Source organism: Bradyrhizobium algeriense, from assembly GCF_036924595.1.
Lineage (GTDB): Bacteria > Pseudomonadota > Alphaproteobacteria > Rhizobiales > Xanthobacteraceae > Bradyrhizobium > Bradyrhizobium algeriense.
Map to the genome: position 1 here is coordinate 6921232 of NZ_JAZHRV010000001.1, position 25862 is coordinate 6947093.

21 protein-coding genes are annotated in these 25862 nt (G+C 63.0%); 10 read left to right on the forward strand and 11 right to left on the reverse strand.

Annotated elements, in window-relative coordinates; genetic code table 11:
* The first annotated feature begins 7 nt into the window (after positions 1 to 7).
* Positions 8 to 562, forward strand: coding sequence for an ActR/PrrA/RegA family redox response regulator transcription factor (locus V1286_RS33315; protein ID WP_057852373.1), 555 nt, complete (start codon positions 8 to 10; stop codon positions 560 to 562).
* A 112-nt stretch (positions 563 to 674) separates the two neighbouring features.
* Here the strand turns inward: V1286_RS33315 and V1286_RS33320 are convergent, their stop codons facing one another.
* The gene (locus V1286_RS33320) at positions 675 to 1160 is read right to left on the reverse strand and encodes an MmcB family DNA repair protein (protein WP_334487197.1); all 486 of its coding nucleotides are present in this window, start codon (positions 1158 to 1160) and stop codon (positions 675 to 677) included.
* A 168-nt stretch (positions 1161 to 1328) separates the two neighbouring features.
* Here V1286_RS33320 and V1286_RS33325 point away from each other — a divergent pair, with 168 nt between their 5' ends.
* Positions 1329 to 2447: a vWA domain-containing protein gene (locus V1286_RS33325; RefSeq protein WP_334487198.1), complete on the forward strand. Its 1119-nt coding sequence runs from the start codon at positions 1329 to 1331 to the stop codon at positions 2445 to 2447.
* 164 nt (positions 2448 to 2611) lie between these two features.
* Here V1286_RS33325 and V1286_RS33330 read toward each other — a convergent pair whose 3' ends face one another.
* Positions 2612 to 3427: an RMD1 family protein gene (locus V1286_RS33330; RefSeq protein ID WP_334490069.1), complete on the reverse strand. Its 816-nt coding sequence runs from the start codon at positions 3425 to 3427 to the stop codon at positions 2612 to 2614.
* A gap of 160 nt (positions 3428 to 3587) precedes the next feature.
* Here V1286_RS33330 and V1286_RS33335 point away from each other — a divergent pair, with 160 nt between their 5' ends.
* Positions 3588 to 4256, forward strand: coding sequence for an MBL fold metallo-hydrolase (locus V1286_RS33335; RefSeq protein WP_334487200.1), 669 nt, complete (start codon positions 3588 to 3590; stop codon positions 4254 to 4256).
* Positions 4257 to 4288: 32 nt separating this feature from the next.
* On the opposite strand, the gene V1286_RS33340 is transcribed toward V1286_RS33335, so the two are convergent.
* The 4 genes from V1286_RS33340 to V1286_RS33355 form a co-directional block, all read right to left on the reverse strand.
* The gene (locus V1286_RS33340; RefSeq protein WP_334490072.1) at positions 4289 to 4654 is read right to left on the reverse strand and encodes a Rid family hydrolase; all 366 of its coding nucleotides are present in this window, start codon (positions 4652 to 4654) and stop codon (positions 4289 to 4291) included.
* Between the two features lie 160 nt (positions 4655 to 4814).
* On the reverse strand, positions 4815 to 6017 hold the full coding sequence (locus V1286_RS33345; protein ID WP_334487201.1) for an extracellular catalytic domain type 1 short-chain-length polyhydroxyalkanoate depolymerase: 1203 nt from the start codon (positions 6015 to 6017) through the stop codon (positions 4815 to 4817).
* Between the two features lie 135 nt (positions 6018 to 6152).
* Positions 6153 to 7559, reverse strand: coding sequence for an MFS transporter (locus V1286_RS33350; RefSeq protein ID WP_334487202.1), 1407 nt, complete (start codon positions 7557 to 7559; stop codon positions 6153 to 6155).
* 108 nt (positions 7560 to 7667) lie between these two features.
* Positions 7668 to 9893: an outer membrane protein gene (locus V1286_RS33355; protein ID WP_334487203.1), complete on the reverse strand. Its 2226-nt coding sequence runs from the start codon at positions 9891 to 9893 to the stop codon at positions 7668 to 7670.
* A gap of 250 nt (positions 9894 to 10143) precedes the next feature.
* Between V1286_RS33355 and V1286_RS33360 the strand changes: the two genes are divergently transcribed.
* The 3 genes from V1286_RS33360 (at position 10144) to V1286_RS33370 (ending at position 13625) form a co-directional block, all read left to right on the forward strand.
* Positions 10144 to 10614, forward strand: coding sequence for an Lrp/AsnC family transcriptional regulator (locus tag V1286_RS33360; RefSeq protein ID WP_108512562.1), 471 nt, complete (start codon positions 10144 to 10146; stop codon positions 10612 to 10614).
* A 209-nt stretch (positions 10615 to 10823) separates the two neighbouring features.
* A complete protein-coding gene (locus V1286_RS33365) occupies positions 10824 to 12065 on the forward strand; it encodes an LLM class flavin-dependent oxidoreductase (RefSeq protein WP_334487205.1) in 1242 nt (413 codons plus the stop codon).
* Positions 12066 to 12248: 183 nt separating this feature from the next.
* On the forward strand, positions 12249 to 13625 hold the full coding sequence (locus tag V1286_RS33370) for a cytochrome P450 (protein WP_334487206.1): 1377 nt from the start codon (positions 12249 to 12251) through the stop codon (positions 13623 to 13625).
* 108 nt (positions 13626 to 13733) lie between these two features.
* Here V1286_RS33370 and V1286_RS33375 read toward each other — a convergent pair whose 3' ends face one another.
* Both V1286_RS33375 and V1286_RS33380 read right to left on the reverse strand, forming a co-directional pair.
* A complete protein-coding gene (locus V1286_RS33375) occupies positions 13734 to 14234 on the reverse strand; it encodes a cupin domain-containing protein (RefSeq protein WP_334487208.1) in 501 nt (166 codons plus the stop codon).
* 35 nt (positions 14235 to 14269) lie between these two features.
* Positions 14270 to 15112 (reverse strand): SDR family NAD(P)-dependent oxidoreductase, encoded by an 843-nt coding sequence (locus V1286_RS33380; RefSeq protein WP_108512566.1) that lies wholly within the window; start codon positions 15110 to 15112, stop codon positions 14270 to 14272.
* 187 nt (positions 15113 to 15299) lie between these two features.
* On the opposite strand from V1286_RS33380, the gene V1286_RS33385 reads away from it, so the two are divergent.
* The 3 genes from V1286_RS33385 to V1286_RS33395 all read left to right on the forward strand — a co-directional run bounded on the left by V1286_RS33385 (position 15300) and on the right by V1286_RS33395 (position 21542).
* Positions 15300 to 16262, forward strand: a complete 963-nt coding sequence (locus tag V1286_RS33385; RefSeq protein WP_334487211.1) for a sensor histidine kinase — start codon at positions 15300 to 15302, stop codon at positions 16260 to 16262.
* Between the two features lie 215 nt (positions 16263 to 16477).
* Positions 16478 to 18253, forward strand: coding sequence for a putative bifunctional diguanylate cyclase/phosphodiesterase (locus V1286_RS33390; RefSeq protein ID WP_334487215.1), 1776 nt, complete (start codon positions 16478 to 16480; stop codon positions 18251 to 18253).
* 181 nt (positions 18254 to 18434) lie between these two features.
* Positions 18435 to 21542, forward strand: coding sequence for a bifunctional diguanylate cyclase/phosphodiesterase (locus V1286_RS33395; RefSeq protein WP_417021210.1), 3108 nt, complete (start codon positions 18435 to 18437; stop codon positions 21540 to 21542).
* Here the strand turns inward: V1286_RS33395 and V1286_RS33400 are convergent.
* Together V1286_RS33400 and V1286_RS33405 are read right to left on the reverse strand one after the other, a co-directional pair.
* Positions 21458 to 23392 carry a patatin-like phospholipase family protein gene (locus V1286_RS33400; protein ID WP_334487218.1) on the reverse strand — a complete coding sequence of 645 codons (1935 nt, stop codon included), beginning with the start codon at positions 23390 to 23392 and terminating at the stop codon, positions 21458 to 21460. The two genes, V1286_RS33395 and V1286_RS33400, sit on opposite strands and share 85 nt — an antisense overlap.
* 139 nt (positions 23393 to 23531) lie before the next feature.
* A complete protein-coding gene (locus V1286_RS33405; RefSeq protein ID WP_334487220.1) occupies positions 23532 to 24611 on the reverse strand; it encodes an LLM class flavin-dependent oxidoreductase in 1080 nt (359 codons plus the stop codon).
* Between the two features lie 140 nt (positions 24612 to 24751).
* Here V1286_RS33405 and V1286_RS33410 point away from each other — a divergent pair, with 140 nt between their 5' ends.
* Entirely contained in the window at positions 24752 to 25159 is a 408-nt protein-coding gene (locus tag V1286_RS33410; protein WP_334487222.1) for a YccF domain-containing protein, read from the forward strand.
* Positions 25160 to 25186: 27 nt separating this feature from the next.
* Here V1286_RS33410 and V1286_RS33415 read toward each other — a convergent pair whose 3' ends face one another.
* Entirely contained in the window at positions 25187 to 25663 is a 477-nt protein-coding gene (locus tag V1286_RS33415; protein WP_334487224.1) for a universal stress protein, read from the reverse strand.
* Between the last annotated feature and the right edge of the window lie 199 nt (positions 25664 to 25862).

The window sequence follows — 25862 nt, forward strand, 5'->3', positions numbered from 1 at the left end:
CCCGACTTTGAACGCCATCGCCGAACTGAACGATCTCGCCGACCGCTCGCTGCTGATCGTCGAGGACGACAAGCCGTTTCTCGAGCGCCTGTCGCGCGCGATGGAAACCCGCGGCTTCGCGGTGACATCCTGCGACACGGTGTCCGACGGACTGGCGCAGATCAACAAGGCCGCACCGGCCTTCGCGGTGGTGGACCTGCGGCTTGGCGACGGCAACGGGCTCGACGTGGTCTCGGCGCTGAAGCGCAAGCGCCCCGACGCGCGCACCATCGTGCTGACCGGCTACGGCAACATCGCAACCGCCGTCACGGCGGTGAAGATGGGCGCGGTAGATTATCTCTCGAAGCCTGCGGATGCCGACGACGTCGTCGCGGCGCTGCTCGCCAGCGGCACCGAGAAATCCGAGTTGCCGTCGAATCCGATGTCGGCAGATCGCGTGCGCTGGGAACACATCCAGCGCATCTACGAGATGTGCAACCGCAACGTCTCCGAAACCGCGCGGCGGCTCAACATGCACCGCCGCACCTTGCAACGGATTCTGGCGAAACGCGCGCCGCGCTGAGGTTTCCGATCGCGTAGCCCGGATGGAGCGAAGCGCAATCAGGGAATCTCGCAAGCGGATCGGCCGACGCGGATTTCGCTCCGCTCCACCGGGCTCCGATTCGAACCTTTCTCTAAAACTCCACATGCCCCTGCGGATCGACTAGCCGATTGATCCGCTGCGCCGCGGCCATCGCAAAGCGTACCGTCATCGATTTGCGCGTTGCCGCGGGCAGGCGATGCTCAGGCGCTTCGCAATGCAGATGGGCGCCATAGGCATCGGCGATGATCAGGCCGGTGTCTTCGGGGAAAATCTCGCAGGGCAAATCCTGCGTGAAGGCAAAGAACAGCCGGTCGCAATGCATCCGGTAATCCTGCCATTTCTGGTCGGCACGCAGATCTTCCACCGATGACTTGATCTCGACGATCCAGATTTCGCCGCGCTCGTTCAGCGCCACCAGATCGGCGCGCCGCCCCGAGGGCAGCGGCAATTCGCTGATGCAGGAGAACCCCAGCGACCGCAACAGCCGCGCGGTGCCGCGTGCGATCGCCAGCGCCGTCTCCGACTGGCGGCGGTCCAATGGAGGCACGAGGCTGATCTGGCGGGCAGGCGATTCCATGATCGTGAACCCTATCCGATTTCACGACGACCACCCAGCAGCGATGCCAAGTCCGGCGCAAAGCCGGCCACAAATTTGTCCGTAACCCGCCCTTTTTTGGACCTCAGCGCACCGTGAAGCCAAGGGAACCTTGGCTTTGAGGGACAAAACACTGGAGGAGATCTGACGATGCCCCGCATCGCTACATCAGCTTTTGCCCTCGCCCTCACTGCCCTGTCGCTGTCCGCCGGCCCGTCGCCGGCCCTTGCAAAACCCGCCGTCGAAGTCGCCTTCGTGCTCGACACCACGGGCTCGATGGGCGGCCTGCTCGAAGGCGCCAAACGCAAGATCTGGTCGATCGCGACCGCGATCGTCGATTCCAACCCCGACGCCGACATCCGCATGGGCCTCGTCGCCTATCGCGACATCGGCGACGACTATGTGACCAAGAAGGTCGAACTCACCACCGACATCCAGGATCTCTACGCCCACCTTCTGGAACTCAAGGCTCGCGGCGGCGGCGACTGGCCGGAAAGCGTCAACGAGGCACTCGATGTCGCCGTCAACAAGCTGCAATGGACCTCGGGCGGCGATACCAGGCGGATCGTGTTCCTGGTCGGCGACGCCCCGCCGCACATGGATTACGCGCAGGATACCAAATATCCGCGCACGCTTTCAGTGGCGAAGCAGAAGGATATCATCGTCAACGCGGTGCTGGCCGGCGATGCCCGCGATACCGAGCGGGTGTGGCGTGACATCGCCCAGAACGGCAACGGCCGCTTCATCCCGATCCCGCAGGACGGCGGCCAGGTCGTCATCATCGAAACGCCTTACGACGAGGAGATCATCATCCTGCAGCGGGAGATCAACGGCACCGTGATCCCTTACGGACCGAAACACCTGCAGAAGCGCACCGAAGGCAAGACCAAGCAATTGTCCGAGGTCGCCGCCGCTGCGCCCGCGCAGGCCTCGGAGATGGCGAGCTATCTCAACAAGCGCTCGAAGGTGACGTCGGAGGCCGTCACCGGCGATGGCGATCTGGTCGCCGACGTCACCGCCGGCCGCAGCAGGCTTTCCGCCATCAAGGAAGAAGACCTCCCCGACAATCTGCGCGCGTTGAAGCCCGAACAGCGCATCGACGAGGTCAACAAGCAGATGGGCCAGCGCAAGGCGCTCAACGACAAACTGTCGGCGCTGGTGGCCAAGCGCGACAAATACGTCGCCGACCAGCGCGCCAAGGCCGCGCCGAAAGCGTCATCGTTCGATCGCGTGGTCGAGGATACGCTGAAGGCGCAGATCAAGCGGTGAGTTGTTGACGTCGCGAGGCCCCTCAACGAGTCGTCCCCGCGAAAGCCGGGACCCATAGCCACCGGCGCATGTTGTTACGCCAGGCTGGAGCTACAGCCGTCGCACAACACACGCCTGTGTTTATGGGTCCCGGCTCGCGCTTCGCTTGGCCGGGACGACAGAGATCAGGGGTGCCGGCCCATGGCGAGCTGATAGATCGTAATAATCACCTCGAACAGGATCAGAAGCACGATAATCACTTCGAGCCGCAACGAGCGCCGCGTGTCGATGATATCGGTCAGCACCTGCGCGCTCTCGGCGAACACGGCGAGCTTGCCGTTCAGCGATTCCGCGCGCTCCTTGAGCTCATACTCGTCCTCCAGCCGGGCATACAGTCGCTCCAGATGCGGCTTGTCCCAGAGCACGTCGGGCTTTTCTTCCACTTCGACCGGCCCCGACACACGGTGCCGTACCAGAAGCGCACCGCCGATGTTTTTCAGGATCGAGCGACGGCTGCCGCGCATACGCCCGCTCTGCGCCAGTTCCCGCGCGACCGGTTCGGTCGTATCAAAGACGCTGGCGACCTCGCGTTCATGCCGGGCCAGGACGACGCTCTTCGCCAGTGCCTCGCAAATCAGGATCAGCCGGTCAGGCGACAGGCTTTGCAGGCAGATCGGGCCGCCGGGTGCAATCTGGTCCTCCTTTTCCGGGGCCAGCTCGATGATTGCGATTTCCTCGTCGCGCCGCGCAAACTTCCCCGTCATGCGGTGGTCCAGGCCGCGGAGGAATTCCTCCTCTTCCAGCGCATTCAGCCCGATCAGGACCACCACGCCATAGCGAAAGAGAACCGCGACGCCGTTTTCATTGACGCGAAACGCCAGCGGTGTCGTCGCCAGCACGTCGCCGCGCTCGAGGCCCGACGTATTGAGGCGATCGCTGACAAAAAACGCTCGCGCCGTCGTTCGGATCCCACCGAGCGGCGATTTGGAGGCTTGGTTCATGACCTGCGCATCCCGGCCGAAATCGCGGTCCGCGCCGATGCGATTTCCGTCTTTCGCCACTAGATATTCCTTCCGTGCAAACCTATCACGGACTGGAACGGATCCCATATCGGTTCCCGTCCGTGTTGACCCCTTTTCAAGGTAGAATATGGTGCCTGCCATGGATGATAAAACCGAGACCCAGGCGAAGGCCGGCGCGATGATTGTGCCGGTGACGCTGTTCGAGCAGAACTGCACCATCATCTGGCACGAGCCTTCCAAGAAGGCCGTGGTGATCGACCCCGGCGGCGACGTTCCCAAGATCCTGGAGGCGATCAAGCAGACCGGCGTCACGGTCGAGAAGATCTGGCTCACCCACGGCCATATCGACCATGTCGGCGGCGCGGCCGATTTGCGCGACGCGCTGCAGGTAAAGATCGCGGGCCCGCATATCGCCGACAAGTATCTGCTCGACAATGTCGTCTCGAGTGGCGCGCGTTTCGGCATGACCGGCGTGCGCGATTTCGGCCCTGACCGCTGGCTCGACGAGGGCGATCAGGTCTCGATCGGTGATCTCACCTTCGACATCCTGCACTGCCCCGGCCATTCACCTGGAAGCGTGGTGTTCTTCAACAAGGAATTGCGCTTCGCCCATGTCGGCGACGTGCTGTTCAACGGCTCGGTCGGACGCACGGATCTGCCCGGCGGCAGCCACGCCACGCTGATCAACTCGATCAAGGAAAAGCTGCTGCCGCTCGGCGACGATGTCGGCTTCATCTGCGGCCATGGCGCCGGCTCCAGCATCGGCCAGGAACGCCTGACCAACCCGTTCATCACCGGCGAGATGTAATCGCGACTGGAGCGGGTAAGTGGCGGATCGAATCAGTCGTGAATGATAGCCGTCACTTCGATTTCTATGCGAGCCGGAGCGGGCGTTAGAGCGGCGACCTGTACAAGGGTGCTTGCCGGACGCGACTGACCGAATGTCTCTTCATGCGCGCGGGCGACTTGGGGGATATCCGCCATTTCGAGAACATAGACAACGGTTCGTACGACATGACGTAGCTCCGCTCCAGCCTCACCGAGCGCCATCGCGACCGTGGCGATTGCGGCTATCATCTGCTCATAGGCATCGCCATCGAGGTGGTGAGCGCGGGCCGTCGTTCCGGACGCGAAGACATGGTCTCCGACGCGAACGGCGCGCGCATAGCGCGTATACGTCCTCGTAAGGATAGCCCGAAGAGAAATTTGTTCTGATCAACGGCCAATCCCTCCGCGGGGTGCTGCAGTAGAGCACGCGCCTCAATGGATGTCAGCCATCAGTTCCTGCCGTCTCTTGGCGGGTCACCTGCCGCGACGTCGCGGTTACGCCGATCGAACCGATCACCGAAACCGCGCGCCTAACGCGCTATTTCATCAGCCCCGCGGCCGTCAGCGCGCGGGTGATGACGCCACCGACATCGATGCCGCGGCGCTTCGGTTCGCGCGGTGCTGGCTTGGGTTGGTGAACCGGCTTGTGGGTCCTCGACCAGAGCGTGGCGGCGAGATCGGACGACTGCAGGGATGCCGTAGCAGCCGACGGCGTAACTGTCGCCTTGACCACCGGCTTTGCAGTCTCGATGACGCGCTCGGTGAGGCCGAAGAAGTTTGCGATGTGATAGGACGACGAGATCCCCGCTTCGATCAGGAACGCGCCTTCTGCGCCATAGCGCTCGTCATTGCCGGCCAGGCCAAGCGGCGTGCCGTGGGCCATGTCGGTGATGGTGTAGGACTCGACGACGGTCTCGCCATCGGCGTTCCACCAGACCTCGCGCGGATGGCCGTCGACATCGCCGGCCGACATCGGCGCTGACGGCAGACCGTGCACGTCCAGCCATTGCTTGACGATTTCGTTGGCGTTGCCTGGGTTCACCGTGCGGTCGGCGCTGCCATGCCACACCGACACTTTCGGCCATGGACCCCTGTGCTTCGAGGCCTTGCGGACGAGATCGCCCAACTTGCCGGCGGGGCGCGATGTCGACTGCATCATGCCGCCGAGCGCTTCCCGGACATTGCTGGCGATGCCGTAGGGCAGACCGGCGATGATGGCGCCGCCCGCGAACACTTCCGGATAGACCGCCAGCATCACCGACGTCATCGCACCGCCGGCGGAAAGGCCAGTCACATAAATGCGGCGGGGATCGATTTTGTGATCGGCGACCATCCGCGCGATCATCTGCCGGATCGACGCGGCTTCGCCGCGGCCGCGCGCGATGTCGCCCGGATTGAACCAGTTGAAACAAGTGTTGGCGTTGTTCGCGCCCTGCTGTTCGGGCATCAGCAACGCAAAGCCATAGCGCTTGGCGAGCGTCGACCAGCCGGTGCCGAAGTCATAGCCCGCTGCGGTCTGGCCGCAGCCGTGCAGGACGACGACGAGCGCGGACGCGCGCGGCAACTGCTCCGGCGCATAGGCGAACATTTTTAGCGCGCCGGGATTGGTGCCGAATCCGTTGATCTCAACGAGCGGGCTCTGCCCCGCCGGCGAAGTGGTTCGGCCATAGATTCCCAAGCCATTGAACCCGTTCAACTTCGGGAAATGGCGCAAGAATTCGACGTTCTTCGCGAGCGACAAGATGGCTCCTGGGGCGATTGTGTGGGACGTTTGTTCTTAATCACATTACCTGACAGATAGTTGCTGCACTGCGAAATAAAAAGGCCGTGCACTGTCATTCCCCACAATCAAATTTTGGCAGATGACGTTAATTTGTCATCCCGTGACCCGACGCATCCATGTCAGGAATGCGGCGCAGGCGATAATCGACAGCGCAAACAGCGCCAATGCGGCTAACAGCGCCAGCCGGCTCGACTGGCTTGATTCGATCGCGAAGTATGCCGCGCCGATCGCCGCGACGCCTGCGGCATTCGCGATCTGCGCTGTCGTGCCGTAGATGCCGGAAGCTGCGCCTGCACTCACGGGCTTAACGCTCGAGAGCACGGCGCTCGACAATGGCGCCATGACGAGCCCCTGGCCGTAGCCGAAGATCATCAGCACCAGGGCAAGAACCGTCGCGGACGGCATATCGATCCATTCGATCGCCATCACCAACGCCGCAAGGCCGGCAATCTGCACGGCGCAGCCCTCGATCAGCACCAGCGTGCCGCGATGTTTGGCGCGCACTCCACTATGTCGCGAGGCGATCACGAAGGTCAGCGCCAGCGGCAGGAAGACGAGCCCGGCCTGCAGCGGCGGAATATGCAGCCCCTTCTGCATGAACATGGTCATGACCAGATAGAACGACAGATTGGCGAAGAAGAAAAAGAACACCGCGGCAAGCCCGCGCATGAATGCTTTGTCCGTCAGCAGTATGAGATCGATCAGCGGCATGCCGCCGCGGCGGGCAACCGCGCGCTCCAGCCGCAGGAACGCGGCGACAATGCCGACGCCTGCGGCCATCACCAGCCACGTCAGGGGTAACCAGTGCAGATCGTGGCCGAACAGCAGCGGGCCGATCAGGCATAGCAGGCCGAGAAACAGCACGATGGCACCGGGAATATCCAGCCGCGTGCCGGCGCGGCGCGGTACCATCGGCATGATCTTCCAGGCCGCAACCATGATGATCGCGCCAAAGGGCACGTTGACGAAAAACACCGCACGCCAGCCGAACCCTAAGAGGTCTGATGTCACCAGGATGCCGCCGAGCAGGAAGCCTGCCGCGCCGGCAAGTCCGAGTACGATGCCGTAGATGCCGAAGGCGCGGGCGCGCGAGGCATCCGCGAACAATAGATGAATGGTGGCGAGCACCTGCGGCACCATCAATGCCGCGGTTGCGCCCTGCGCTAGCCGCGCCGCGATCAATTCCGGGCCAGAAAGCGCCAGCGCGCACCACAGCGAGGTGACCGTGAAGCCCGCCACGCCCGCGATGAACACGTTTCGCGTGCCGTAGATATCGCCGAGCCGCCCGCCGGTGATCACCAGCGTGGCATAGGCGATCAGATAGACCGCAATCACTGCCTCGATCTGCGCCGCGCTGGCGTGCAGTTCGGTCGCTATCGTCGGGATCGCAACGTTGACGATAAAGGCGTCGACCCCGAACATGAATTGCGCCGCGACAACGGTCGCGAGCACCCACCAGCGGCGCGAAGTATCGACGGGGGCTGAGACGATCTGATGCATGAGGAGGAGCCTTGTCCTGTATCTCTTGCATCCGACGATCTCAGGCTTTGGTTATCCCGGCGATTACCTCTGACGTAAGCAGCCCTGCTTTCAATTCTGCCGGCATGCTCAATATCGAGCGGCGATAGGCTGATTTGCTCCAAATTTGTAGGAAACGCCGGCGCGAACCACCTCGATGGTCTGGCGGCCACGATGTTCCGAAAAAGGCACGTCGCCCGGCACCGTCGAAGTGAACGTCCTCGCGTTCTCAAACTTGCCGAAATCGTAATGCAGGTATTCGACCCGCCCCACCCAGTTCGGCCCAAACGGCATCCATTCCGCACCGGCGCCGATCACCGCCCCGAAGCGGTCCGAAGGCGAGGTTGCCGTCTCCGTTTGGGTGAGTGCTCCCGGGCCGATTTGAGCGATGACTCGGGATCGCTCCAGCCGCTCCCACGCAAAACCGCCAGTGGCATAGAGCAAGAAATTATCCGCCGGCAGCCAGCCGAGACGCGTCCGCGCCGCGGCCAAATATTCCAACTTGTCCGACAGCGTGATGGTCTGCGTGCCGCCGCCAAAGATGTTGATGGTTGGCGTTGAGGTCCCCTTGATATCGCCAAGGCTGAAATCGATCTCCAGGCCCGTCACCACGCGGCCATACTGCCAGTTGTAACCGGCATGGCCACCAGCGAGCGCGCCGCGTGACTTGATGCCGCCGGTCGGCGTGTCGCCAATAATGCGCTGGGTAAAGTCGTTGTCCTTCCAGCCATAGCCGCCATGGGCGCCGAGGTAGAAACCGGCCCAGGTCGACGACGGCAGAACTGCAAGCGACGTTACAGGAGCCTTGGTATCAAGAGCCTTGGCAGAACGCGCCGGTGCCGCGGCTGCCGGTTCGCCGAACTTGTAGGACAAGCCGGCGCGCAGAACGTCGACGCCGTGGTTACCGGCCGTCGAGACGGTGCTGACACCGGCGACGGTTTCGACGGCCGCGCCCTGAACCGTGCCGAAACCGTAGTGCAGATATTCGAGCCGGCCGATCCAGTTGCCGCCGGGCAACATGGCTTCGATGCCGGCGCCGGCGACCCAGCCGAAGCGGTCGGCCGCCGAGGCGCTCACCGAGGTGGTCACGCCACCTGCAGGCGTTGTCGAACGGGTAAACGTTCTATCGAGTCGTTCCCAGCCGAGGCCGGCGGTGCCGTAGAACATTAAATTTTCCGTCGGCAGCCAACCCAGCCGAGCGCGGATCGAGCCGAGCGCTTCAACCTTGTTGGCCCAGATTGCCGTAACCGCGCCGGGCGCAGGCAGTAAATAATTGACCTGTGTCGAGCCCTTGATGTCGACGGCGCTGAAATCGAGTTCGAAACCGGTCACGGTGCGGCCGAATTGCCAGTTGTAACCGGCATGGCCGCCGTAAACTCCACCCTTCAATTTAAGACCGTCGATTTGCACGGGCGGAACTTCGTTTTCATTCAGGGAGAAATTGTTTTCACCCCAGCCATAGCCGCCGTGAGCGCCGAGATAGAATCCGGCCCAGCCGGATACAGCCGCGACGGCCGGAGCTTTCGCATACGCCGCGGGCGTGGCGGCGCCGGCGTCGCCGAATTTGTAGGACAGCGCCGCGCGCACCGTGTCGATGGTCTGTCGGCCTGCATGGTCCGAGAAAGATCCATTGGGCACGCTCGAGATACGGCTCGCGGTTTGCGTGACGGCGCCGAAATCGTAATGCAGATATTCGAGACGCCCGATCCAGCTCGAACCGAACAGCATCGTCTCGACGCCGACGCCCGCGACCCAGCCGAGCCGATCAAACGGCGCGTTGCCGGAGGCGTTGACATTGATCGGCGGGCCCACCGAAGTATTTCGTCCCTCGTCGACTCGTGCCCATGCCGCGCCCGCGGTGCCGTAGAGCAGCAAATTGACCGTCGGCAACCAACCCAGCCGGCCCCGCGTGGTCCCGAGATATTTCACGCGATCGAATCGGTTGCTCGCAAGGGTGCCCTGCCCTGGAAACTCCTGCGCGGCCGTCGTCGAATTGCCGCTGATGTCAGCGGCGCTGAAGTCGATTTCGAACCCGGTCACTGCGCGACCAAATTGCCAGTTGTAGCCGGCCTGAGCGCCGTAAAGCCCACCTTGCGACTTGAAGCCCTGAACGGCCGCGTAGGGAGGCAATGGGAAAAGCGTCTGGCTGAAATTGTTGTCACCCCAGCCGTAGCCGCCATGAATGCCGAGGTAGAATCCGGCCCAGGATTGCGCTGTCGCCGGCGATGCCTTGGTCAATACCGGCAGGTCCGCCGCGGAGGCAGCGGCTCCCAGCAGCATCCAGGATGACGTTCCGATAAGCAGGTTGCGCAGCATCTAATCCGGCCTCTCTCTTCCAATTCCAATCGGCCCGACGCATCGGGACGTTGTGGAACGATACCGGACTTCGGGTTCCATACTGTAAATATTACGGCAATGTTGCGCGTTTCCCGTCTTTATTGTGGCTTCTGTGCCACTTTCCGGAAATTAATCGGACGATTGGCTGTAAAGGTCGCTGAAAGCCTTTGCGGGCCCTGCAAGATCGGTCTAATTCCGTAAGACTTGCGAAATTCCGGGCGAGGCCTCGATGGCAAAACTGGACGACACCGACCGGCAACTCCTGATGCTGCTGCAGGAGGACGACCGGCAGCCGCTGGCTGCGCTCAGCGAAAAGATCGGCGTCGCCGTCTCCACCATCAACGATCGCATCAAGCGGCTGGTCCGGTCCGGCATCATTTCGGGCTTTCATGCCCACGTCGCGCCGGAAGCGGCGGGGCTCAATCTGCTCGCCTTTATCATGGTGGGCTGGAGCAACCCGAAGGTCGAGGCGATATTTCTGGAGAAGGTGAAGGCCTCACCCGACGTACTGGAGTGCCATCACGTCACCGGCGCCTGGAATCACCTTCTGAAAGTTCGAGTCGGCACCACGCGCGATCTCGAACGGTTTCTCAGCGAAACGATCAAGGCGGTGGACGGCGTGGAGCGAACTGAAACACTGATCACGCTGTCGTCGGCGAAGGAGACGTGGAAGGTTAGTCTCGAGGCCGCTCCATCCTGACAGTGCAGGCGACGCCTGCACGCCGCATAAGCAACTGGACCGCAAGAGAGCAATCACCCACGAATTCCGGGCCGCGGCATGCCGTCCGACTTTGCGCGACAACCATGCGCTGGCCGCCCGGCTTCGAGCATTGCCTTGCCGTTTCCCGCCCCGTAGTTTGTGAGCTTAAGCAAATTCCAAAAGCAAAATAAATCCGGAGAGGAACACGCATGGCACGCCTGAAGTTCGGAGCCTTTCTCGCCCCGCATCATCCGATCGGTGAAAATCCGCTGCTGCAGTTCCGCCGCGATCTCGATTTCGTCGAACAGATCGACGCGCTCGGCTTCGATGAATTCTGGTGCGGCGAGCACCATTCCTCCGGCTGGGAAATGATCGCCTCGCCGGAAATGTTTCTGGCGGCTGCCGGCGAGCGCACCAAGCGCATCAAGCTCGGCACCGGCGTGGTTTCGCTGCCCTATCACCACCCCTACAACGTGGCGCAGCGCATGGTGCAGCTCGACTGGATGACCGCTGGCCGCGCCATTTTCGGTTCCGGCCCGGGCGCACTGGCCTCCGATGCGCACACGCTCGGCATCGATCCGATGACGCAGCGCGACCGTCAGGACGAAGCGATCGCGATCATCCGCCGCCTGTTCAAGGGCGAGCGCGTCACCGCCAAGAGCGACTGGTTCACCATGCAGGACGCCGCGCTGCAATTGCTGCCGCTGCAGGAGGACATGCCGTTCGTGGTGGCCTCGCAGATCTCGCCGTCGGGCATGACGCTCGCCGGCAAGTACGGCATCGGCATCATCTCGCTCGGCTCGATGTCGACGCAGGGCCTGATGGCGCTGCCGACGCAGTGGGGCTTTGCCGAAGACGCCGCCAAGAAGGCCGGCACCACCGTGAGCCGTTCCGACTGGCGCGTGCTGCTGAGCTGGCACATCGCCGAGACCCGCGAACAGGCGCAGCGCGAGGCCGGCCCGGGCCTGATGCGCTGGCACAACGAATATAACGTCCGCACGCTGCAGCGGCCGGGGCTGGAGCCGTTCACCTCGCCCGAGGATGCGATTGAGAAAACCGCCGGCGGCGAGAACGCTGCCTCCACCATCGGCACGCCGGATGACCTTGTCAAAACCATCAAGAATTTGATGCAGGTCTCGGGCGGCGTCGGTACCATCATCGGCTTCGTGCATGACTGGGCCAACCCGGAAAATACCCGCCGAAGCTGGGACATGGTCGCGCGCTACGTGATCCCGGAGATCAACGGCTATGTCAGGGGACTGCGCGAATCACAGAAATTCCTGATCGAGAACCGCACGGTGTTCGAGCGGGCGGGTCAGGCCGTGATGGCGAAAATCATGGAGAACGAAAAAGCCGTCGCCGCGCTGGCCCATACCGGCCCGGGCCGGGTGGCGATCCCGACCATCAACGCGCCGGACCTGCAGAAGGAAGCGGCCAAGCGCAAGGCGTGACGGCCTTCCGCGTCGAGGCGACATGAGGTCTTTCAACGTCATTGCCTGCTACAAACGCGAAGCGTTTGCGCAAGGGAGCGTAAGCGACGGCGATAGCCACGCCGCGATATTCGATCCGCGACAAAGCTGCCGATACGATGGATAATATCTGCCATATCCGCGACTTGAACCGGAGCAAATGCCATGTCCATGCAGAGTGTTGCTTCTCCCGTCAATATCCCGGTGCCGCCGAACCCCAAGGCGTTACGGCACATTCCCGGTAACGAGGGCTGGCCATTCATCGGCAACACGCTGGCGGTGCTGGCCGACCCCAAAGGACAGATTGAGAAGTCGGCCGCCAAATACGGTCTGATCTACCGCACCCATCTGTTCGGCGAGACCAGCGTGACGATGCTCGGGCCAGAGGCCAACGAGTTCGTGCTGTTCGACCAGTCGCGCCTGTTCTCCTCCACCCATGGCTGGGGACCAATCCTCGGCCTGCTGTTTCCGCGCGGGCTGATGCTGCTGGATTTTGAAGAGCACCGCCTGCACCGCCGCGCGCTGTCGGTCGCGTTCAAGTCGGGGCCGATGAAGTCCTACCTCATCGATCTCGACCGCGGCATTGCCGCGCGGGTCAAGCAGTGGAAGGCGCAGCCGGGCGAGATGCCGGTGTATCCGGCGATGAAGCAGCTCACGCTCGATCTGGCGGCGACGTCGTTCCTCGGCGCCGACATCGGGCCTGAGGTCGACGAGATCACGCGCGCCTTCATCGACATGGTGGCCGCAGCCGTGGCGCCGATCCGGCGGCCGCTGCCGTTCACGCAAATGGGCCGCGGCGTTGCAGGCCGCAAGCGGATCGTTGCCTACTTCGCCGAGCAGATTCCTATCCGCCGCGCGCGGGGCGGCGGCAATGACCTGTTCTCGCAACTGTGCCAGGCGACGCACGAGGACGGCGCGCTGCTGTCAACCCAGGACATCATCGACCACATGAGTTTTCTGATGATGGCGGCGCATGACACGCTGACATCGTCGCTGACCTCCTTTGTCGGCGAGCTTGCCGCCCACCCCGAATGGCAGCAGCAGTTGCGCGAGGAAGTCAAAGGTCTCGGCATCGAGGCCAACGATCCCTCCAGCATCGACAATCTCGAAAAGATGCCGCTGTCGGAAATGGCGTTCAAGGAAGCGCTGCGGCTGAAGCCGCCGGTGCCGTCGATGCCGCGCCGGGCGGTGCGCGCCTTTTCGTTTAAGGGTTACGACCTTCCCGCCGGCACGCTGGTCGGCGTCAATCCGCTGTTCACGCATCACATGCCCGACATCTGGTCCGAGCCTGAAAATTTCGATCCCATGCGCTTCACCGACGAGGCGCAGCGCAACCGCCATCGTTTTGCATGGGTGCCGTATGGCGGCGGCGCGCATATGTGCCTCGGCCTGCACTTCGCTTACATGCAGGCGAAATGTTTTGCGCGGCATTTTCTGCAGAATCTCGAAGTGTCGCTGGAGCCCGGCTATAAGCCGGACTGGCAGATGTGGCCGATTCCGAAACCGCGGGATGGGCTACGGGTGGTGCTGAAGGCGGTGTGAGTGCCGTAGGGTGGGCAAAGCGTAGCGTGCCCACCATCTATCCGCGACCATTGTCTTGAATGGTGGGCACGCTTCGCTTTGCCACCCTACAATCCGTGTAGCCGCTAGCTACTTCACGAGCGTCGTGAGTTGCGCGCCCTCGTCAGCCACGAACACCGCGATCAATTCGGCGGGCTCGGTCATGCTGGCATTGGCCGAAACCAGATGCACGGCGCCGGGCGGCTCGAAGAACGACTGACCGACCCCAAACGTCTCGACCGGACCGCCCGCCAATTGCGAGCGGATTTCGCCCTTGGTGACATAGGCGGTGACCGACCCGGCATGCCGGTGCGCAGGCGTGAACCCGCCGGGGCCGTAGAACACGCGTACGATCGTCACGCGCTTGCCCGGCACGTTCGGCAATGCATGCGATGAGATCGGCTCGACGACGTCCTGTGTCGAGCCCGACGAGACACTGTTTGCGCACAGCGGCTCGATGACCGCCGAGATCGCGTCCATGGTCGATGGCAGCGTCTTGCCGATGACCAAGGCACAGGCGAGGCCGGCGATGATGGCAAGGTAGAACGGACGAAAGTCGCCCTGCTGCGATGATCTGAATGCTACAGACATTTGCGTCTCCCTTTACGTCGCCCAAATTTCACCGTCTACCCCGCGCCCTGATCGAACGCCTTCTTCAGCGTGACATAACCCTGCTGCTGCTGGCTCCAGTTGCGGCCGCCGGTCATGGCGCCGTCGACCACCAGATCGTGGCCGTTGATGAAGGAGGATTCGTCGCTCGCCAGAAACACCGCGGCATGCGCGATATCCTCAGGCAGACCGGCACGCGGTATCGGCTGCGCCGATTTGTAGACCTCGCGCATGACCGCTGGCGTCTTTTCGGCGGCCTCCACCGACAGGCCGAGCGCCTTGCCGAAAATGCCCGTCGCGATCGCGCCGGGCGAAATCGAATTCACGCGGATGTTGGCTTCGCCGAGTTCCATTGCCACGCATTTGGTGAGATGGATGACGGCGGCCTTCGCCGCGCTATAGACCATCGACGATGAAAAGCCGGCCAGGCGGCCGGCGATGCTGCCGTTGTTGATGATGCTGCCGGAGCCCTGTTTCCGCATATGGGGGGCCGCATGCTTCATGCCGAGCATCACGCTGCGCACCAGCGTCGCCATCGCGGCGTCGAAACGCTCGACCTCGAGGCTCTCGATGCCGCCGGTCTGCGCCGGACCGCCGGCATTGTTGAACAGGCAATCGATGCGGCCGAATTTCTCCACCGAAACGGCGATCAGCGCCTTCATCTGCTCTTCCACCGTGACGTCGGTCTGGCGAAAGATGCAGTTTGTGCCAAGCTTTTTGGCCAGTGCCTCGCCCTCCGGCGCGCGACGCCCGGCGATCACGATTTTTGCGCCTTCGGCGACGAATAGTTCCGCGGTGTGCAATCCGATGCCGCTCGTCGCACCGGTGATCACCGCAACCTTGCCGTCCAGCCGTCCCATATCGTCCCCCTGTCGCAATCGGTTCCGCCAATATTCCCGCCTCTCGCCCACAAGGCAAGCGAGCTTGTTCCATCGTGATCGCCCATCGCCTTGGCCGCTTTGCTGCCATCGGCTGCCCCGAAATCCCCTGATTTCGGTATGCTCGGTCATATTTTGGATTCGCTGATCACGTGAAGTGACTAGTCCGATGAAGAAATTGATCGACGAGTTCACGCACGGCTGGCAGGGAATTTCCCAGCCCTCGCTGCTTTTCAGCTCGGTCTTCGTGGCCGGCTGCCTCGCTTTGTCGACAATCGCCCGGTGGGGCATAGCCCACATCCGTCCCGACGTATTCTTCACGCCCTATTTCCCGACCGTGTTCCTGGCCGCCGCCATCGGCGGCGCCCGGGTCGGGATCGTGACGGCAATCGCGGGAGGCGCGCTCGGCGTCACCGTCAATTTTGATAGCTCTATTGCGGATTCCGCGCGGTTTGCGCTGCTGCTGATGTTCTGGGCGGTTTGCGGCTTCGCCATCTGGGGCGTCGAGCATTACCGAACGATCGTCGCGCAACAGCGGGAGGATTCGAAGCGCCTGATCCAGGAAGAGGAATACCGCAAGCTCCTGGTCGAGGAATTGCAGCACCGGCTCAAGAACAAGACGTCGACCATCCACGCCGTGCTGCACCAGGTGCTGCAGAATCAGCCGCAGATCTGGGGCAGCATCGATAGCCGCCTCCGCGCGCTATCGGCGACCGACGATTTGATCGCGCGCCTGGACGGCCGCGGCTGCGACATCAAGGACATGCTGCATTCCGAGCTCGGGCCATACGGCCATGTCCGGTTCAATCTGAACGGCGATGCACTGTTCCTGCCGGCCAAGCTGGCAGTCAGCCTGGCGCTGATCTTTCACGAACTGGCCACCAATGCCGGCAAGTACGGCGCGTTCTCTTCGGCGCGCGGGCTGTTGCAGGTGTCGTGGTCGGTGTCGGAGAGCCGCCTCAACGTCACCTGGGATGAAACGGAAGGTCCCGCGGTCGAAAACGTCGGCCCTGCGGGCTTCGGCACCAAGCTGTTGCAATCGGCGCTTCGCGCGTTCGACGGCAAGACCGAGATCCGCTTCCTCAAGACCGGCGTGCATTGCACGATGCAATGCCGGATTCCCGCGAATTAGGGCGTTTGCAGCGAAGTCCCGACGCAAAATCCGTCGCGCTGGCCAAACGCGTGAACCGATATTCACCTCGCACGCGGCCCTCTCTATCGGCGTTGACATTCTGTTAATGACGATCACGCCCAACGCCGTTGAAAATCGCCGACTTCTACGGTTGTCCCGGTTTTTCGCAGTTCCACTTAACCAATGCTACAAGGGACTTTGCCAAGCTCCGTGGCATGCAAAGTCCCAACAAGCACGACTTTCAGGCGGCCGCGACGCAGGCCAGCGATGAAAGCATATTTGAATCCGAACTGAACATCCTGCGGGATGTCTTCAGGTTGCTTCCGGCCGGCGTGACGGTTCAGGACGAGCACGGCGAGTTCGTACTGATGAACGATGCCGCGACCACCCTGCTGGAGAAAGCCGCCGCGGCGCCATCGGCCTCGCAACTGAGCGATCGCCGCGAAACCTGTCTCGAATTGCTGCGTACCGGCCGCCCGGCCGTGCTGGAGGAAGCCGTTGCCGGCGGTCCGGCCAAGCAGGTGTTTCTCACCTCGCATCGGCCGGTCGAGGTCGCCGGGCGCAAGCTGCTGATTTCGAGCTCGACCGACATCACCGAACAGAAGGCGTTCGAGGATCACCTGTTCCGCTCCGCCTATTACGACGAGCTGACCGGCCTGCCGACGCGGCGCGTGATCGAGCATCGCGTCAACAGTCTGCTGAAGTACGACAACGGACAGGGCCGTTTCGCGCTCGCGTTTCTCGACATCGACAATTTCAAGCACATCAACGACTATTACGGACACGCGGTCGGCGACGCACTGCTGGTGGAGATGGCCAAGCGGCTGGGGCTGGACCTGCGCGACTCCGACATCCTGTCGCGGATCAGCGGCGACGAGTTCGTGCTGCTGCTCAACCCGATCCAGAACGACGCCGAGGTCGAAGAGTTCATCCACTTCATCCTGCAGCGGCTGAAGGCGCCGTTCTTCATCGACCAATCCGAGATATTCGCCTCGACCTCGATCGGCGTCAGCCTCTATCCCGAGCACGGCCGCAGCTACGAGGTGCTGCGCCAGAACGCCGACATCGCGATGTACCGCGTCAAGAACGGGAGCAAGGGCGCCGCGGCATTCTTCGATACCAGCATGGAGCGCGAGGCGCTGGCTCGGATGAAGATCGAGCAATCGCTGCGGCTGGCTATCCTGGAAAAGCGCTTTTGCTGCGCCTTCCAGCCCAAGGTCGATATCCGGACCCAGGAGATCACGGGTGTCGAGGCGCTGGTGCGCCTGCGCGACGACGAGGGGGTGATTCAGGCCCCCAGCACCTTCATCAACCTAGCCACCGAACTGGGCCTGATCGACGAACTGACCCATCTGGTGCTGGCGGAGATCGTCAAGTCGATCGACCTGATCAACGAGACCTTCGGCCCCGACACCACGATCAGCATGAACGTCGCAGCCAAGCAGGCCGGCAATCCCGAATTCATGCGGCCGTTCGCCGAGGCACTCGAAGCCACTGGATTTCCGGCGCGATTCATGATCGAGGTGACGGAAGACGCCTTTGTCACCAAGACGCATTTTCAGGACGAGATCCTGCCGATCTTCCGCAAGCTCGGCGTCAAGATCTCGATCGACGATTTCGGCATCGGCTATTCGTCGCTGTCGGCGTTGGCCGACATTACCGCCGACGAGATCAAGATCGACCGCTCCTTCATCACCGACATCCATAAGCGTCCGCGCAGCCAGGGCATCTTGCGGGCGATCGAGTCGTTGAGCGAAGCGCTCGGAATGACCGTGATCGCCGAAGGGCTCGAAAGCTTCGAGGAACTGGCCTATCTGCAGGCCGCGACCAAGATCCGTTACGCCCAGGGCTATTACTTCTCGAAGCCGACTTTCCTGGAAGACCTCAAGCTGGCGCCCCCCCGCGCCAGCGAGGCGCGCGCCAGCCTGGCTAGCCGGCCGGCACAGGAAAACCGTCCCACCTATTCGCGCGCCGGCGGTTATCGCCGCTGAAGGGTGGGCCGCTTGCCGCCGACGGAGGCTTCATCCCCGTCAACAGAACAGCAGAAGCAGCAGATTACCGCTTCGTCGCGCGATCGCGGCGGAAGGACACGCGATTAAGCCTTGGGTAACCGGATTTCCTAACGGCTTATGACATCCGCCCATCGTATGCATGTTCCCGGGAGAAGGGAGAATGCACGGTCTGTTTCACCACCTGCACGGCATGAAGGCCCGAACCGCAGCCACCGGGCGGCACCTTGCCGCGACCATCCGGGGCCCGGTGTTGTGGCTGACCCTTTGCGGCGGTCTGCTGGTCGCGGCGATTTTCGTCGGCACCATCATGATGACCAGTGAATTCCGCGAGCGCGCGCTCCTCAACAGCGAACGCGAGCTGGAGAACACCGTCCTCCTGCTTGCCCGTCACTTCGACCAACAGTTCGAGGACTCCGACACGCTCGCCGACGACGTGATTTCCCGGCTGCAAATTTCCGGCATCACCTCGGAAAAGGAATTCCGGAAACATGCCGCGAGCTCAGAAGCACACGAGATCCTGAGATCCAAGGCGGGCGTCCTGTCCTATCTCGGCGACATCTCGATTTTCGATTCCAATGGCGACATGGTCAACTGGTCGCGGCCGCTGCCGGCTCCACCCCTCAACATTTCCGAGCGGGCTTACTTCAAGAGCTTCAAATTCGATTCGCGATCGCCATCCATTCTGACCGAGTCGGTTCGCAGCTATCTCACCGGCAATCTGAATTCCGTCATCGCCCATCGATTGCGAGGCGAGGACGGCGTCTTCCTCGGCGTGATGACGCGGCGCATCAACCCGGTCAATTACGAAAAATTCTTTGCCTCCGTAGCCCTCGGAACCGGCGCCGCCATCTCGATGTTTCATGCCGACGGCACCCTGCTGGCGCGCTATCCGCGGGTCGACGAGCTGATCGGCCAGAATTTCGCGAAAGCGCCGCTGCTGCAGCAGGTCCGGGAGCGGGGCACCCGGCAGACGCTGCGTGTCCACAGCCCGATCGACGAGACCGACAGGCTGGGATCTGCAGCCCCGCTCGGCCACTACTCGGGCGTGGTGGTCGCGACAAACACGGTTGCCGCCGCGCTCGCCGACTGGCGCGAACAAACCAGGTTACTGGTTATCGCGGCGACGCTGGCGGCCGCGGTGATCGCCCTGATCCTATTCCTGATCATCAGGCAGATCACCCGGCAGAACCGCGAGGCGCAGCAACGGCTGGAAGCGGAACGGGGCCGGCTCGACACCGCGCTCAATAACATGATCCAGGGACTGGTGACGTTCGACGCCTCGGCGCGCCTCGTCACCTTCAACCGTCGCTACATCGACATGTACAATCTGTCGACCGAGGTCGTGAAACCGGGCTGCCATTTCCGCGACCTGATGCAGCACCGCAAGGACTGCGGATCGTTCGCCGGCGACGTCGATGAATTCTGCTCCACGATCATGCGGAACATCGCGCGCGGCGAGGTCGATCACAGCATCATGCAAGGCCCGGACGGGCGCTCCTTCATGGGGGTGAGCAAGCCCCTGGCGGACGGCGGCTGGGTCGCCACCATGGAAGACATCACCGAGCGGCGCAATCTCGAGCAGGAGCGCGACCGCAACTACGCCTTCCTGAGCCAGATCATCGATCACATCCCGTCGCAGATCACCGTGAAGGACGTGCACGACCGGCGCTATTTGCTGGTCAACCGCGTGGCGGAAACCCAGTTCGGCATTTCGCGCGACCTGATCATCGGCAAAACGACCTCCGACCTCTTTCCAAAGGCCGCCGCCGAACGCATCGCGGCCGACGAGGAGAAAACGCTGCAATCGCCCGACGGCCTGTTCAAGGACGAGCACGTCTGGGAAACCCCGGGGATGGGCCCGCGCTACATCACCTCCAAGCGGCTGGGTATCCGCAATGCGGCGGGTCAGGCGCGCTACATCATCAATGTCGTCGACGACGTGACCGAGCGCCGGCTTGCCAACGAGAAGATCGCGCATCTGGCGCATTACGACGCGCTGACCGACCTTCCGAACCGGGTGCTGTTCCGCGAGCAGATCGAGCGCGAGCTGCGCAAGGCCGTTGGCGGCCAGCAATTCGCACTGCTCTATATCGATATCGACGAATTCAAAGGCATCAACGACTCGCTCGGACACCATGTCGGCGATGAACTTTTGAAGGCGGTCGCGGCCAGCCTCAAGGATTGCACCAAGCCGGGCGACCTCATCGCCCGTCTCGGCGGCGACGAATTTGCGGTGATCCAGACCGCGGTCAGCGGCCGCACCGAGGTCGAGGAATTCGTGACCCGCATTTACGAGGCGATACGCCAGCCCTATCAATGCCTCGGCCACCATCTTTCGACCGACGCCAGCGTCGGCATCGCAATCGCGCCCGAAGACGGCACTGAACTTGACCAGTTGATCAAGCACGCCGACCTCGCGATGTACGCCGCCAAGGCCGAGGGACGCCGCATCCATCGCTTCTTCGAGCCTGCCATGGATGCGCGCGCCAAGGCGCGGCTCACGATGGAGCAGGATCTGCGGCAGGCGCTGGCCGATGACGACTTCGAAATCTACTACCAGCCGCTGCTCGATCTCGCGAGCGGCGAGGTGACGGGCTGCGAGGCGCTGTTGCGCTGGCGCCATCCCGAACGCGGCATGGTCTCGCCGGCGGAATTCATCCCCGTAGCCGAGGATACCGGCCTGATCAACGAACTCGGCGACTGGGTCATGCAGACCGCCTGCAACGAGGCGGCCGGCTGGCCGTCGCGGGTCAGGCTCGCCGTCAACGTTTCTCCGATCCAGTTGAAATCACCGACGCTGGCGCTGCGGATCACCGGCGCGCTTGCCGCCTCCGGCCTGCCGCCCGATCGGCTCGAGATCGAAATCACCGAGGCGGTGCTGATCCATGACGACGAAAGCGCGCTGGCGATCCTGCATCAGCTCCGCGCCATCGGCGTGCGCATCGCGCTTGACGATTTCGGCACCGGCTTCTCCTCGTTGAGCTACCTGAAGCGGTTCCCGTTCGACAAGATCAAGATCGACCGCTGCTTCGTCAGCGACATCGAGGTCGACGGCTCGGCCGCGATCGTGCAGGCGGTGGTGAACATCGCAGCGGCGCGCAACATGACCACCACCGCGGAAGGCGTCGAGACCGAGCAGCAGCGCGAGATGCTGCGTCAGCTCGGCTGCACCCAGATGCAGGGCTACCTGTTCAGCGCGCCGAAGCCGGCGGCCGAGGCGAGGCGATTGCTGGGCGTGCGATTGGAAGCTGCGACAGCCGTCGCCTGACGCCGTTCCAGCGCGCCGGTGTCGAGTATGGCTGCAATCGCCGAACTGTCTCCCGCCTCCAGCGCCGCGATGGCCTCTTTGGCCCAGAGGTAGGAGGCATCAAAGATCTCCGTGTGGCGATCGAAATCCGTCACGTCGATCCCGATCGGAAACGGCGGCCGCATCACCGTATCGAACGGCCCGACCGGCAACGTATCGTAGCGCTGATGCGCCACGAGGCTTCGCCACAGCACGTTCACCGCGCTGGGTGCGGCGGGTAATAGCTTCTTGCGGAACGGCGTCAGCATGGCAGCGATCAGTTCGAACCGGCCGGGGAGCGCCGCATAGTCGACGTCGAACATCTCCGCCGCCGGTTCGCCGAAATGCACGACCAGGTTGGGGCCGCTCTTGAGCTGATGCATCGACGCCAAGGGCACGTTGTCGATGAGACATCCATCGACCAGCATCGCCCCTTCCGGCGTGTAGAACGGCGGCAACAGTCCGGGGATCGCGCTTGATGCGCGGACCGCCTGCCAGAGCGGTCCCGTCCGGATCAGTTCGAGATTGTGGGTCGAAAGATTGGTGGCGACGGCCGCAAAGGGCCGCCAGCAATCCTCGATCCGGCAATCGGGGCCGTACTGATGGGCAAGCGCGCGATCGAACGCCTTGTGATCCAGCAGCGCATAGCGCGGCCAGGTCGGCCGCCGGAAGCTTCTGCTCCTGACGAAGATTTCGTGCGTGCCGCGCTCGAGATGCTCGGCTTCGAGATTTTTGGCAAAGCCGGCCACCATGGCGGAGCCGACGCTGGTGCCGACAAAGATATCGAACATCACGCCGCGTTCGCGAAACGCCTTGTAGATTCCGACATGCGCGGTCCCAAAACTGCCGCCTCCGGCGGCGACGAAGCCGATCGCCCGGCCGCACAGAAAACGGACAAGGCTGTCGATATCGATCTGGTCTTCAAGAGCGACATGGTGATGCATGAAGGCCGGCAGCCGGGTAAGCCAGGCTGTGGTGCCGGAAACCTCACCGCTTCGCCTGTCATGAACGCGGACGAGGCGCCGGGCCGAGACGGAATGAACCTCGCAGGCGAAGGCCTCGATCTCGGTCAATGCTGCCGCAGGCGCTTCCCCGCGGCACGCGAACACCACCATGTCGGCCTGACGGATCGCCTTGCGCGCCCATGGCGAGGCGTCGCGGCCGCCGAGATAAACCACCAGCGGCGCCGTGTGTTCGAGCCTGTTGAGCCATTCGGTTACTTCGTGTGCATCGAGCGCGCGCCCGGGAAACATCGCGTGGAGGCGGGCGGCGTCGATAATCTCGGCATGGGTTGCGGCGAGCCCCTCGCGCATCCGGCGATCGAAAGCGCCCGGCAGCGGCTCCACACCGCCGTCGATCAGCGCCACCGTTCGTGCCTTCGGCGAGGTGGGGAACGGCGCGATGCGCGCGGTCTCCTTGGCAAACCGCCGCGCCAGCGCCGCGAGCAGCGCCTCGACGATAGCGGGGGCTTCCTCGACGAGCTTCTGATAGGCCGGACGCGTCAATGCCAGCACGCTGGTGTCGCGGATGGCGATCACATCCGCCGTGCGCGGGACATTGGCGAAGAAGCCGATCTCGCCCACCAGTTCGCCGGCCCGAAGCTCGGCGATCGGCTCGATATAGCCGGTCTTGCGCACCGCGAGCGCACCATGCAGCACCAGGAAGAGCGAGTCCGAGGGTCCGCCTTGCGCGACCAGCATCTGCCCGCGCACCAGATCCTGGCGGACCATGGCGTTGAGCGTCTTCAGCCGCTGTTCGGAACTGAGCGTTCGAAACAGCGCGAAGTCCTCCAGGGCGGAGCTCCACGCAAGCACCGAGCTCGATCCACTCATTTGGCGGGTACCCAGTTGAATTCGCGAGGCCCAACCTTAGCGCCGGGCCTACACCACCGCGAGCGATAAAGGCCATGCGCGAGCGCACCGCAGCAACGCCCGGATGCACTGCAACATGGAGGCGGAAGCCGCCTCCGCGTTACGCCGCCCACCGGCCGCGATTGTTCTCGGCCAGAATGGGCCGGATCAACCGGCCGAAGCGCTCCGCCTCTTCGTCGTGCAGATAGCCGGACAGGCAGAACGAATGGCAGCCGGCATCGATGAATTGCTGCAGCGTCTCGGCGCACTGGACGGGATTGCCGACCACGGCGATGCCGGCGCCAGGGCGGACCTTGGTGATGCCGGTCCATAGATGCGGCAGCAGGAGGTCGCCATGCTCGCGCGCAAGCTGCTGCACGCGCAGGTTTGCTTCCGACTTGTTGTAAAGTGTCTGGATTTCCTGCTTCTGCCGCTCGGTGGCGTGGCGCACCAGTTGATCGGCGGCCTCCCAGGCGTCCGCCTCGTTCTCACGGCAGATCACCTGCAGCCGCATGCCAAAGCCGACGTCGTTTTCGCGGCCATGCGCGCGCGCCATCTCCCTGATCTCGGCAATGTTCGAGGCGATCTTTTCCGGCAGGTCGCCCCAGAACAGATGCACGTCGGAATGCTTCGCCGACAATTCCCAGGCCTGGCGCGATCCGCCGCCGAGATAGAATTTTGGAAACGGCTGCTGGTGCGGGCGCGGCCGGATATGCGCGCCCGAAAGTTTGTGAAATTTTCCTTCGAAGTTTAGCGGCCCGCGCGTCGTCCACAGCGCTTTCAGGATCGAGACTTCCTCCTCCATCAGCGCGTAGCGCTCTTCCTTCGGGTAGCGCACCCCCTCGCCTTCGACCTCGCTTTCGTTCTGGCCGGCGATCAGATTGATGCAGATGCGCCCGCCCGACATCTGGTCGAAGGTCGAGATCATCTTCGCCAGCAGCACCGGGTTGATATAGCCGGGCCGCGCCGCAATCAGCGGCTTGATCGACGACGAACGCGCCGCCATGAACGCGCCGGTGATCCAGGCCTCCCAGCACACCGAGCCGACCGGGATCAGGAGATATTCAAAACCGGCGGCTTCCGCGGCCTGCACCACGCGGTCGCACAGTTCGGGAGAGCCCGGAATCTGCGCGTCCATCAGGCCATAGGCCGTGGTGTCGCCATGCGTGGGCAGATACCAGCCGAATTCGAGCGGACGCATGGACAATTCTCCTTTTCGACACTTGTTGCCGGGCCGTTCGGCCGATCAGTCTAGCGGCTGCAAAGCCCGGGGCAATCAAGTTCCGGTTGCAGGGCGGTTTTCGATTTCAATCGCGCGCACGGCAAGATAGAATTTCGGTCATGTCACCGGTCTCGCTGCTGCTCAATATCATCTGGATCGTTCTCGGCGGCGCATGGATGGCGTTCGGCTGGCTGGTTGCCGCCGTCGTCATGGCGATCACGATCATCGGGATTCCCTGGGCGCGGGCCGCATTCAACATCGCGGCCTATACCTTGTTCCCGTTCGGCTTCACGGCGATCTCGCGCGACGCGTATACGGGCCAAGAGGATATCGGCACCGGGCCGCTCGGAGTGATCGGCAACATTTTCTGGCTGGTGCTGGCGGGATGGTGGCTGGCGCTCGGGCACTTGGTCACGGCCGTGGTGCTTGCCGTGACCATCATCGGGATTCCCTTTGCCTGGGCACACCTGAAGCTTGCCGGAATCGCGCTGTGGCCGATCGGCAAGATCATCGTTCCCACGGCTTAAGTTTCAGGCCAGCCCAGGTAAGCCTTCTTATCCCGAGGCCACCGTTTCCGCCGGCTTCAGCCGCTCGAACTCGGCATCGCTGATCTCGGTCTGGGCCACCAGCACGCTGCAGCGCAGGCGCTTGACCAGATAGCTGCCGATCGAGCCGAACCAGCGCGCCAGCGTCCCCTGCGGGCGATGGCCGACGACGACGAGATGCGCGCCGATTTCTTCGACAACCTCGGCGATTTTCTGCCCGGCATCGCCGACCTCGAGCCGAGTGGTCGGTGTAAATCCCAGCGCCTTCAGCCGCTCGGCGCCTTCGTTCAGGATGGCCTTGTAATCCTCGGTTTGCAGCTCGATCGGGATCGTGAGCCCGGCCTCGGGCGTCATGATCGAGGAAACCTCGACGACAGCCAGCAAAAAGACCTCGGAACGGCAGAGTTGTGCGAGCTTTGCGCCCTCCCGCAACGCGCGCCGCCCCTCGACCGAACCGTCATAGGCGAGAAGAACCTTCTTATACATCGGACGTCCCCATCCATGATCTAGAAGATCGTCAAGACTAGCACCAATTCGCCGGAGCGGATCAGAATTTTGACGGAGGACGAAGCCGCGCCTTGCCACCTTGGTCGATCCGCCGCCTGCTGCGCCCGGCCGCGATCGAACGGTCTCGATGGGGAACAGGCGATCCCTGCCACAATTGCGTGCCCGCGCCGGGCGAATA